The organism is Xenorhabdus sp. PB62.4 (genome assembly GCF_014467285.1).
GTDB lineage: Bacteria > Pseudomonadota > Gammaproteobacteria > Enterobacterales > Enterobacteriaceae > Xenorhabdus.
This window is the reverse complement of record NZ_NKHR01000043.1, coordinates 1-9,499: the sequence shown is the minus strand read 5'-3', so window position 1 is coordinate 9,499 and position 9,499 is coordinate 1. Positions and strand designations below refer to the sequence as shown.

Below are 9,499 nucleotides of genomic sequence, written 5' to 3'. Positions count from 1 at the left end.
TAAACGATTCATATGAGCAGGAAATTCAATATCTAAACGATTCATATGAGCAACAAATAAAATCAACAGATAAATATAACCAATGGATCACCAACTTATTCCACTGGGATATTCAATCAATACTAGCCCCCACCTCCATATTAATATTACTTTATTTGTCAACGATATTTCTAACTAAAAATAGCCCATTGATTATGTTTTATATTTTTTCCTCCTTATATTTATCCGTAGCTTTTCTTTTCTCAATTACAATATCACTAGATAAAAAAATAAGTTTATTTCTATATTTAAAAGCAAGGATTATTTACTTTTTTAGTTATTTTCATTCTCGCCATTAACATGCTTATCTAACAGCAAATACCCTTTAATTGATAGATTACCAACACCATAAGCAAGCATGGGCTTGCTACTAACACCCATTTTCCTTTTAAGATCAGCCAGTCCCCATCTAAATAATCTAATCCCTTTTGGAGTGAACAATTTATCTAATAGTGACGCTTTTTCCAATCCTCCCCCCTTTTTTTCTACAGGTAAATGTATAATCCGTTTGGCTTTATCAAATTTAGTAAGAACAGCCAATCCAAAATAAAAACTCACCCCATAATCTACCACATCATAGGCTATTTCACCAACCCCCTCATCGGCCCCCAATGCTAAAAAACCTCTTTCTGTCATATACTTAATAGGATTTACAGGGTCAATAACACCGTCTGTAACTTCATACAAAATATTGGTAACTCCTTCTGTAAAATTGCTACCCCCTGTAGTTATCCCTAGAAGCCCCATCGTTTTAAGCTCTTTACTCCTTATCGCTCTACCTGCATTAAACGTTATCCATCCCACATAAGTCTGTATAGCACCACCAACAATGGTTAACGACTTTTTACCATAAAACACATACCCTTTACCTGAATATTCTTGAGTATTTAAATAAGCTTGTTTATCTTTTTTTCTTAATTGCTCATAACCATATTCTTCCGATTCAAATTCAAATTGTATTTCATCCACATATTTTGAAGCCTGTGCCCAATATTCACCGCCTCTCCCTTGCTCATAATTGTATAGAGCTATCTGAAAATCATTTTTTATCAACCTAACAACCTGGCTTATTTCATATTTGTAGCCATTTTTAAACTCAATATAATCCAACAAATACGCGGATGAGTATTGAGAAAGTTTAATTAATTTATTAGCATAAAAATTAAATTTTGACTCTAATATTAATGATGACATTAGTATACCCTCTCATCCCAGATACTATAAGAGCTGGTTCCGGCAGTCACATGTTCCCACGTAATGGATTTAAATTTAATGGAGAGTGATTCCTCGGGTTGGGCATCATTATGGGTGACAGAGTTCGGACAAAAGAAATTGATATTCACCAAAGACGCTTCGGTTAATTTAACTTTATAATATAATTCAAGCCCGCCACTCATCGCCGTTCGGTAAAAGAAAAACTCACAGGTTAATATCTCATTTGATGTTAACGCTTGTGATAATAAAGGCGATGATTTATCGATAGGTTTACGTATGTCGATAGGTTGAAAATTGACATTTTGATGCATGGATAAATTAGAGGATAATTCATTAACCAGTATTTCGTCCTCATGCCCTTTTTGAAATTTATTTCCAATGGAATCTACAGTAGAACACCCGCTAGAGATTAACCCTTGTTTATTTCCCATCATCTTAAGATAAATAATGTTCGCCATCTTCATACCCTATTATTTTTAATAAAAAAATCATAATATTACAAAAATAATTAAAATAAAATATTTGAAATGAAAAAATTTTATACAATTATAAATTCAGATACCCATCATAAATTATGTTAAACAGGTAAGTTTAATCACTAAAAATACCTTTTAAGGGATTTAAAAACACCTGTAAACGGGAAATATGAAAATGACAATTTATTTAGCGCGTTTTTAACTGGAACACAGGACATAAAATATTATCTACGCGCACCACGTTTAGAATACCGTTTACAACACCACTAACGCACCATTAATACAAAAAATATTTATCATCAATAAAGCACATGCAGTTGATTTTATTATTGAATATTTTTAATTATCCCGTTAACCTGATAACGCTATTGGCAAAATCCGATAGTTAGGGGGTCGCAGCCCTAGAGTGTTTTCACTGGTATGAAATACATATACCAGTGTGCCTGTTTTCGCCTTTATCTATGGTGGTTCAGGCAGGGGAGGCTTTGGCCTCGCTGGAAGAACACTCCCGGTACTGCGAACCCTGTTTGAACTGCCACCACTAAAAGGAGAAAACAAAAATGAATCTTTTCCGATGGTGTTCCTCTGTACCTGCCGTCGTCTTACCTCACAATACCGAGGTTAAGCATGACTAAACTCTTCGTTTATCAAACTGAGACAGACGCTTACGCACTGGCGCGAGATTCCTGTGATCTCATTAAATGTGCCGAATATCTCTGCAACCAATCTGATATAGAGACTAATGTCAGGCATATCCATAGCTGTATTAATGTTATCGTCGAAAAATTGCGGAAATTAAGCCAAGAACTGGATATCGGCGCGGTAAAAGAAATCCTAGAACCCAATAAATCAGATTCTGATTTATCCAAATAAGTAATCTAAAAATGTTATCGGCCTAAACTGATAACCAAGGGGTCGCAGCCTTGTAGAGTGTTCCACTGGCAGGATTTTCTGCCAGTGAGCCTGTCTATGTTTTTGCTGTAACAATTCAGACAGCATTAAGCACTCCTGTACTGCTCCTCTGACTTTTTTCATTTAAAAAAGGAAAATAGAAAATGAGCATACCAAAAAAAGACTGGCATCCGGCTGATGTCATTGCTGCATTACGCAAACAGGGAACGTCCTTATCAGCAATCTCTCGTCAGGCCGGATTAAGTTCATCCACATTAGCGAATACGCTGGTTCGGCCTTGGCCAAAAGGGGAATGGATCATTGCTAACCGTCTTGAACTTCATCCCTCCGAAATTTGGCCCAGTCGTTATTTCGATAACATGGGCAGCCTGATAGAACGCAAACCTCGAAATAATCCATGATAGCGAACTATTAATTTCCTCTTTGGATAGAGGGTCACTTTCTGCACTTATCACCCCCTTATCCAGCTAAAGAGATATCACTATTTACTGGTATCACTTGGATTTTACCAAGTGATACCAAAATTTTGAGCGATTTCGGCTCGCAACCATAAGATAAGCTGTTTTTAGTACCTTAATTTAATCAATTAAATTTTATGGCGTATAATCGGCACAGGTCATTTGACACAACTCACAGAAAAACCCAGCGAGATTCCCACACACACGGAAATTTGGAGTATGACCATGAGCAACACAACTCACTATGAAAACGCCAACTTCCTGCGTGAACTGGCAGAAAATCTGCCCCAGATCATGCCCGGCAACAACGCAGTCCGAAACGCAGAACTTCTGCAACGGTTAGCTAACGAGGAATTGGCACAAGCTGAGTACGAAGAACGGGTAAGAGCCAAAGTTGCGATCGCCCGCGCCGACAATCGCCCAGGCATGACCACGGGACAGCTTCGCCAGCAGTTGCAAAGCCGTTATCAGGAGTTACGAGATGCCGTATCACGTTGAATGGAAACAAGGCGCTATCGAGGACGTTATGGCACTTTTTGACTATATCGCCGAAAATTCATCACTCTGGGATGCCAGAAATGTGACGGATCGCCTCCTGAATTCCACTGACAAACTGGCAGAGTTTCCCCGCCTATACGAAATGGATCAACGCTACGGCGAGAATGTACGCCGCATAAGTCTGGCAGGACAGCATGTCCTTTACGAAGTAGACGATCAAGCGAAGCAGGTTAACGTACTGGCAGTCGTTGGACAACGGCAGAATCCCCACTCAATACGCGAGCAGGGGGCGAACGAATAACGTCCAGAAATGCCAGAAATGGCTGATTCAAGACTTTTTTGCGTTTCTTACGAGAGCCGCCTTGGCATTACGCCGGGCTATCTGCCCTTTCGCTCTCTCCTGCTGTTCATCTGAAACCATCCCATCGACTTTTCCATCAAGTCCGTAACGCTCCCCGCCTTGTGCCAGCGCATCCTGATACTTATAGCGACAGGTGTACTTCACGAGAGCTTTTCTCAGTATTTCTTTGTTAAAAGGCAATCCACGGGCTTCTGCATCTGAAATAAGGTCTTCCAGCACACCCACTTTAAGAGGACGCGGCGCCCGGTAACAAAACAAAGTTGACCAGAAACCTTCTAACAATGCCTTTGCTTCCCGCTCAAATTGTTTTTTCTCTTCTTCAGTTTCTGTTGCCATAGTGCTATCTCATTAAAAACATCGTTAAAAGGGGCATTCTACATACTGTTTCACTCGCGTAACAGAACCGTTAAAACTTCCCCCTTTAATTAAATAGACTATAAAACAACCAATTCACACAAAACTCACGCCATTCAGCTTTTGATGCCCTGCTTTTTCATCAGGCACACAACGTTATCCACAGTAAGCGTGGACAACACGTCGTCATTCCGTCCAACAGGTAGATGAGTCACGTATTGAGGCCATCTAATGCAGCCAAATTTGTGCGTTCCATGAGTCGTAAACCCTATTTTATCCTCCCGTCAGTATTCATCATAAAACCCCGCTATGCCCAACAATTAAAAAAGCTGTGCATAGCGGGGTTTTATGGCTTTTTCATACTTATACGCAATATTTTAAACGCAACTATCATTAGCCCGGTTTTTACGCTATTGTGAAAGCTGTGATAAGTCTGGTGCCCTTTGACGCACTCCTGCTACACCGGATACAGGTCAACGATCCGAGATTTCTGTCACCCAACAGCCCATTTGGCGATTTCTGACGCGTACAGCCCAAACGCCACTGAGCCAGTGTCACGGCCGCGATTTACCCACGCTGACGGGTAACAAGGCGAGATTAGTCCGAGCCTGAACCACACCGGTTCAAACCGGGGCAAATAGACATTCAATTGTCGCTGAACCTTTTCAGGTCAGTAGTTCTTACACCCCCTAACCCGTGGAGACACACATGCCCCAGTTTGATGCAGGCAAGGAGCTGGCCGTGCTGCGCGAACAGACCCGGATTATCCGCAAGCAGCGTTACCGGAAATCCCGCCTCGATCGTTACGCAGGCGAATTGTTGCAACTACATCGGGAAGGGGCCAGCGCCGCCGAGTTGCAACGCTGGCTCAGGAAAAAACGTATCCGGGTTGTTCTCTCCACCGTCACCCGCTGGTTGGCGCGCAATGGCTAAATTCGCCAGTCCAGCCAGGCAGGCCACCTCTGTCATGAAAGCCATGCAGGGCAGCGCGTTACGCTCCGTTGGCACCGTGCGCAACTACGAGCAGGCTTTAACCCGCGTGGCTGAATGGGTGAAGTCCTCCCGCGCCTGTTCCGACCTGCGAAAACTGACACCGGCGACAGCCATCGACTATCTGGAAACCCGTGGTGAAGCCGTCGGACAGAAGACACTGGACATGGAGCGGCAAGCCATTCAGGCCATGATGCACCACGTCACCGGCGCATTACTCCACGGCCAGACCCTTCCGATTATCCGCGCTGAAAGTCCCCAGGTGTTGACCGGCCGCGCTTACACCCCGGCACAAGTGGCGCTGATTGCTCACACACAGACCGCCAAAAACGCGCTGGCCACTGAGCTGGCGTATGCGGCCGGACTCAGGGCACACGAACTGCACACACTGGCCCCCGTCCGTGAGTGCCCGGCTAACGAGAGGCCGGCAACAGCAACCAAATGGAACGGCCGCGACGGCCATCTGTACACCGTACAGGGGAAAGGGGGGCTGGTTCGCGAAGTTCTGATCCCTCATCATCTGGCAGAACGGCTGGAAACCCTGCGCCGCCCTGAACCCCGGACGGTAACAGACCGGGGAATAAATTACCTTTCCCGCTATGAGATTGGTGCTGGCAAAGCCTGGACAAACAGTTTCAGCGCGGCGGCCAACCGCGTGCTGGGATGGTCTGCCGGTGCGCATGGCCTGCGCCACTCCTATGCCCAGGAGCGCATGAGCGAACTGCAACGGCAGGGACTTGTCCGGGAGGACGCACTGACCACCATCAGTCAGGAAATGGGGCATTTTCGGCCGGAAATTACGGAGACTTACCTGCGATGAAATGGCGTGTAATGACAGGGCTGGCATTCCTGCTCGTTCTTTCCGTTGTCAGCTTTGGCGTCTATGCCAGCATGAATGATCTTATCGTCGGCATACTGGTCGAAAATGACCGGATCAGGGTGATTGCACAGGGATTTGCCGTCATCATTCACTTCTGGCCTGTTGCGCTGGCCGGAGCAGTGCTGGGCGGCGTTCTCACACTCATGGTTTCCGCGCCGGCGTTCAGCACAGCGCAGAATGCAGATCACGAGAACCAACGCAGGTACTACCGGCAACAAGCCGAAGCCGCAGAACGTCGTGCTGAAAGCGCCGAGAAAGTCGCGCACCAACGGTTGCAGACACAACTCCAGGCCGCAGAAACCCGGGAAAGGGAAGCCTCCTGTGCTTTAGACCGTGCCCGGCAGCTTGAACAAGACGTAGCGGCCAAAGTCAGGAACCTCATTGCAGAAACCGAACGACAGCTAGCCGTAGCTGCACATGAAGTTGAACAAAGCCATACCAAAGCCCAGGATGCAGAACGGCGACGCCGGAATGCAACGGCTACAGCAGAAAGACTGCGTCGGAAACAGGCTCAGGAAGATCAGAACAGGAATCTTCAAGAATTCATTAAAAGCTAACCTTATCCAAAAATGTTTTGTTGGATTACCGGCATATCGAACACATCTCGCTGTTGGGGATTTGCATATAGATAAATATGGCCTGGCTTATCAGCTTGCAGTATGCTTGATGTATTAATAGTTAATACAGGTATTCAATATGAGAAAAATTACGTCAGTCAGTATGGGAAAACAGCTTGACGGTTTTGTGCAGCGAATGATTGAAAGTGGCCGCTATGGTTCAGCCAGCGAAGTTATGCGGTCAGCGTTACGTTTGCTGGAAAAACAGGAAAATCTAGATGATGCGATCCGTAACTCAGTACTCGAAGGATTGGAAAGTGGAGAAAGCACCCTAACGCTATGGGACATTGCTGAACAGAGGAAACAGCAACATCGTGTATAAGCTATCAAAACGTGCAGCAGAGGATTTTGCGGGAATTTATGACTATACATTAATGAAATTCGGCGAAACCCAAGCAGATCGCTATACAGAAGCTCTGGATACATTTTTAAAGACACTATCAACCATGCCTTACATTGGACGGGATTATCCCTCAGTATCCAGTATCATGCGGATGGAGTTTCAGCGACACACCATTTTTTACACAGTCCGAAAAACTGATATCCTGATCGCTCGTATCTTGCACCAACAAATGGAGCATACCCGACATTTATGGTAATCGTATTTACCTATTGAAATGTGAACAAAATATCCCCAGATATGAAATTAATTATAATTTTAAAAAGGTAATTTTATGTCTGGCTCAGTTAACCTTCCTCACTCTTGCCCTAATTGCGGAAAAACAGCACGTACATCAAGCGAATTATTATCTCTCTTTGGATACAGAAAAGTTCCATACGGAGAAACTAACCAAAGTTGGTGCCGGGTTTGTCGTTCAAACAGAAGATAACATTTAAGGCGTACAAGCACCTTATTTAACATAACACCCGTTGCCCGAACCGTCTGTACGCCCCTCAGGGCGATTTTCACCTTAACCCCGTAAAAGTCCCTCTCTTCTCCCTAAAAAACACGCAAAAACGCGCACAGCCGTTTTTCAGCCTATGAATAATTATGCACGGCATCGCCCACAAATCCGTTTCGTGACTAAATTGTGACGAAGGTCTTATTTTTATAAATTTTCTCACGGAAAAAAAATCTGCCGCGACGAAAAAAACCGTCCGGCTTCACGGTGACCGTGCATCAGATTAACAGCGGATGATATGACGCTTCCTCGCCTTGACAGACTTCGCTAGTCAAAGCTGCGGCGAGCGTTGCGGATCTCACAAAGTGAGAAATTGATCAAGTCCCAGATGTAACAAAACCGAGAACAGTGGTGAAACTGCCTCGGCTCTGTTACGCTAAATCTTGTGTGCATCTCTGCCAAAGATTCGACGTGACAATCCTATCTTAGCAGAGGGAAGCTAGCGAGTCACTACTTCCTTAAAACCATTCAACGACTATAACCCATTGCACACCCCTTGATTGATTCGGACTTCGCCCGGTCTCCGAAAGGATAAACAGGCAAATTGTGGTAATCACGTCCCGTCAAACGACATGACGGCTCTGCCTCCGAATCACGCTGCGGTCACACAAAGTACAGTGCGTACCTGATAAAGAACTCAATCAACGGGACAGGGAATCTAGGATAAACGTCGAAAGAATCCCAAACAGAAAAACTACAAGCGATGATGATGTCGCTTCGCTCCTCTCAGGGTTGTACCACATTGGGGCATTAGGCTTTTTTACACAAAATTCTTATTTTTGTTCATTTTGCGACCAACACCAAACCAAAAAGGATCTCAGACTGATCTTTTTTGTTTTAATGCCGTCATTACAAGTTTTTTTATGTGTTACGTTACCGCTCTCCTACCTGATGAAAATAAAAAACCAGAACGGCATTAGCTTTTTATTGCCTATTTTCAAATAAAATGGCTTACTTGGGAGTCATTAACAACAAGGAGAAAATACTATGCGGTATGCTACTTACATGGAAATTACGGGAGAAGTTCAAGGATTACTATCTAAAAACTGTTCAGATGATGATACCCACAAAGATAAAATACAGGTTAAAAGCTTAGAGTTATCAAAAGGCATTGATGACTTAAGTCACATAGAAAAAATAATTTTAGAAAAGAATGTAGATAGCTCATCACCTTTACTATTTAATGCGATTGATAAAAATGATCGTTTAGAATTAAAAATAGTCCAGTGTGTTGATAACAACATAACGCATGAGTTTAATTTTAAAAATGCGTTTATAGAAAGAATAGACACTAAGTTTTCAGACGAAAATGCTTCTTATGAAAAAATACAAATAAAAATAGTTTGATAACTAACATTAGTGATGGGCGGCAAGAAATACCATCGCCCATAAAAAATAGAAGATTATGAAAATGAAAAATAACAATATTTATTTATTAAATAAACTATCACAAAAGGAAAATAAAGCTTTAAGAAATGCCTATGAGAAAGAAATGAAATATGTAAGGGATGATATTGAAAAAGGAAATAAAGCCTTAAGAAATAAATATGAGAAAAAAATCAAATCATTAAGAGATAAACAGGAAAAAAAAATTACATCGTTAAACGATGAACATCGTGAGGAAAAAATCAAATCGTTAAACGATTCATATGAGCAGGAAATTCAATATCTAAACGATTCATATGAGCAGGAAATTCAATATCTAAACGATTCATATGAGCAACAAATAAAATCAACAGATAAATATAACCAATGGATCACCAACTTATTCCACTGGGATATTCAATCAATACTAGC

Annotated in this window: 15 protein-coding genes; 11 read left to right on the top strand and 4 right to left on the bottom strand. The window is 42.9% G+C overall.

What is annotated here, in order from left to right:
* Positions 1–312: 312 nt before the first annotated feature.
* Positions 313–1,233 carry a DUF4225 domain-containing protein gene (locus tag Xenpb_RS18410; protein ID WP_187655610.1) on the bottom strand — a complete coding sequence of 307 codons (921 nt, stop codon included), beginning with the start codon at positions 1,231–1,233 and terminating at the stop codon, positions 313–315.
* Positions 1,233–1,712, bottom strand: coding sequence for an Hcp family type VI secretion system effector (locus tag Xenpb_RS18405; RefSeq protein ID WP_187655609.1), 480 nt, complete (start codon positions 1,710–1,712; stop codon positions 1,233–1,235). Before Xenpb_RS18405 ends, Xenpb_RS18410 begins: the two co-directional genes overlap by 1 nt.
* Positions 1,713–2,357: 645 nt before the next feature.
* Between Xenpb_RS18405 and Xenpb_RS18400 the strand changes: the two genes are divergently transcribed.
* From Xenpb_RS18400 to Xenpb_RS18385, 4 genes are all read left to right on the top strand, one after another.
* A complete protein-coding gene (locus Xenpb_RS18400; RefSeq protein ID WP_187650875.1) occupies positions 2,358–2,603 on the top strand; it encodes a hypothetical protein in 246 nt (81 codons plus the stop codon).
* Positions 2,604–2,785: 182 nt separating this feature from the next.
* Positions 2,786–3,043 carry a helix-turn-helix transcriptional regulator gene (locus tag Xenpb_RS18395; RefSeq protein WP_187650874.1) on the top strand — a complete coding sequence of 86 codons (258 nt, stop codon included), beginning with the start codon at positions 2,786–2,788 and terminating at the stop codon, positions 3,041–3,043.
* Between the two features lie 282 nt (positions 3,044–3,325).
* The gene (locus Xenpb_RS18390; protein WP_187655608.1) at positions 3,326–3,598 is read left to right on the top strand and encodes a plasmid stabilization protein; all 273 of its coding nucleotides are present in this window, start codon (positions 3,326–3,328) and stop codon (positions 3,596–3,598) included.
* Positions 3,582–3,899 carry a type II toxin-antitoxin system RelE/ParE family toxin gene (locus Xenpb_RS18385; RefSeq protein WP_187655607.1) on the top strand — a complete coding sequence of 106 codons (318 nt, stop codon included), beginning with the start codon at positions 3,582–3,584 and terminating at the stop codon, positions 3,897–3,899. Before Xenpb_RS18390 ends, Xenpb_RS18385 begins: the two co-directional genes overlap by 17 nt.
* Positions 3,900–3,926: 27 nt before the next feature.
* On the opposite strand, the gene Xenpb_RS18380 is transcribed toward Xenpb_RS18385, so the two are convergent.
* On the bottom strand, positions 3,927–4,295 hold the full coding sequence (locus Xenpb_RS18380) for a ProQ/FINO family protein (protein ID WP_187655606.1): 369 nt from the start codon (positions 4,293–4,295) through the stop codon (positions 3,927–3,929).
* 726 nt (positions 4,296–5,021) lie between these two features.
* On the opposite strand from Xenpb_RS18380, the gene Xenpb_RS18375 reads away from it, so the two are divergent.
* The 5 genes from Xenpb_RS18375 (at position 5,022) to Xenpb_RS18355 (ending at position 7,399) form a co-directional block, all read left to right on the top strand.
* Positions 5,022–5,246 (top strand): hypothetical protein, encoded by a 225-nt coding sequence (locus Xenpb_RS18375; RefSeq protein ID WP_187655605.1) that lies wholly within the window; start codon positions 5,022–5,024, stop codon positions 5,244–5,246.
* Positions 5,239–6,123 carry a site-specific integrase gene (locus Xenpb_RS18370; RefSeq protein WP_187655604.1) on the top strand — a complete coding sequence of 295 codons (885 nt, stop codon included), beginning with the start codon at positions 5,239–5,241 and terminating at the stop codon, positions 6,121–6,123. Before Xenpb_RS18375 ends, Xenpb_RS18370 begins: the two co-directional genes overlap by 8 nt.
* Positions 6,120–6,740 carry a hypothetical protein gene (locus tag Xenpb_RS18365; RefSeq protein ID WP_187655603.1) on the top strand — a complete coding sequence of 207 codons (621 nt, stop codon included), beginning with the start codon at positions 6,120–6,122 and terminating at the stop codon, positions 6,738–6,740. The genes Xenpb_RS18370 and Xenpb_RS18365 overlap by 4 nt, the downstream gene beginning before the upstream one ends.
* 139 nt (positions 6,741–6,879) lie before the next feature.
* Positions 6,880–7,122 carry a type II toxin-antitoxin system ParD family antitoxin gene (locus Xenpb_RS18360; protein WP_187655602.1) on the top strand — a complete coding sequence of 81 codons (243 nt, stop codon included), beginning with the start codon at positions 6,880–6,882 and terminating at the stop codon, positions 7,120–7,122.
* Complete coding sequence (locus Xenpb_RS18355) at positions 7,115–7,399, top strand: type II toxin-antitoxin system RelE/ParE family toxin (RefSeq protein ID WP_187655601.1); 285 nt, start codon at positions 7,115–7,117, stop codon at positions 7,397–7,399. The genes Xenpb_RS18360 and Xenpb_RS18355 overlap by 8 nt, the downstream gene beginning before the upstream one ends.
* 98 nt (positions 7,400–7,497) lie before the next feature.
* Here the strand turns inward: Xenpb_RS18355 and Xenpb_RS18350 are convergent, their stop codons facing one another.
* Positions 7,498–7,710: a hypothetical protein gene (locus Xenpb_RS18350; protein ID WP_187655600.1), complete on the bottom strand. Its 213-nt coding sequence runs from the start codon at positions 7,708–7,710 to the stop codon at positions 7,498–7,500.
* A 979-nt stretch (positions 7,711–8,689) separates the two neighbouring features.
* Here Xenpb_RS18350 and Xenpb_RS18345 point away from each other — a divergent pair.
* The gene (locus Xenpb_RS18345; RefSeq protein WP_187655599.1) at positions 8,690–9,049 is read left to right on the top strand and encodes a type VI secretion system tube protein Hcp; all 360 of its coding nucleotides are present in this window, start codon (positions 8,690–8,692) and stop codon (positions 9,047–9,049) included.
* 64 nt (positions 9,050–9,113) lie between these two features.
* The coding region (locus tag Xenpb_RS18340) for a hypothetical protein (RefSeq protein WP_187655598.1) at positions 9,114–9,499 on the top strand (386 nt) is incomplete at its 3' end.

Excerpts from the sequence above, each read along its gene's own strand:
- Xenpb_RS18360 (WP_187655602.1), top strand. The coding sequence starts at position 6,880 with ATGAGAAAAATTACGTCAGTCAGTATGGGAAAACAGCTTGACGGTTTT.
- Xenpb_RS18385 (WP_187655607.1), top strand. The coding sequence starts at position 3,582 with ATGCCGTATCACGTTGAATGGAAACAAGGCGCTATCGAGGACGTTATG.
- Xenpb_RS18405 (WP_187655609.1), bottom strand. The coding sequence starts at position 1,712 with ATGGCGAACATTATTTATCTTAAGATGATGGGAAATAAACAAGGGTTA.
- Xenpb_RS18390 (WP_187655608.1), top strand. The coding sequence starts at position 3,326 with ATGAGCAACACAACTCACTATGAAAACGCCAACTTCCTGCGTGAACTG.
- Xenpb_RS18365 (WP_187655603.1), top strand. The coding sequence starts at position 6,120 with ATGAAATGGCGTGTAATGACAGGGCTGGCATTCCTGCTCGTTCTTTCC.
- Xenpb_RS18380 (WP_187655606.1), bottom strand. The coding sequence starts at position 4,295 with ATGGCAACAGAAACTGAAGAAGAGAAAAAACAATTTGAGCGGGAAGCA.
- Xenpb_RS18395 (WP_187650874.1), top strand. The coding sequence starts at position 2,786 with ATGAGCATACCAAAAAAAGACTGGCATCCGGCTGATGTCATTGCTGCA.
- Xenpb_RS18410 (WP_187655610.1), bottom strand. The coding sequence starts at position 1,233 with ATGTCATCATTAATATTAGAGTCAAAATTTAATTTTTATGCTAATAAA.
- Xenpb_RS18400 (WP_187650875.1), top strand. The coding sequence starts at position 2,358 with ATGACTAAACTCTTCGTTTATCAAACTGAGACAGACGCTTACGCACTG.
- Xenpb_RS18370 (WP_187655604.1), top strand. The coding sequence starts at position 5,239 with ATGGCTAAATTCGCCAGTCCAGCCAGGCAGGCCACCTCTGTCATGAAA.
- Xenpb_RS18375 (WP_187655605.1), top strand. The coding sequence starts at position 5,022 with ATGCCCCAGTTTGATGCAGGCAAGGAGCTGGCCGTGCTGCGCGAACAG.
- Xenpb_RS18345 (WP_187655599.1), top strand. The coding sequence starts at position 8,690 with ATGCGGTATGCTACTTACATGGAAATTACGGGAGAAGTTCAAGGATTA.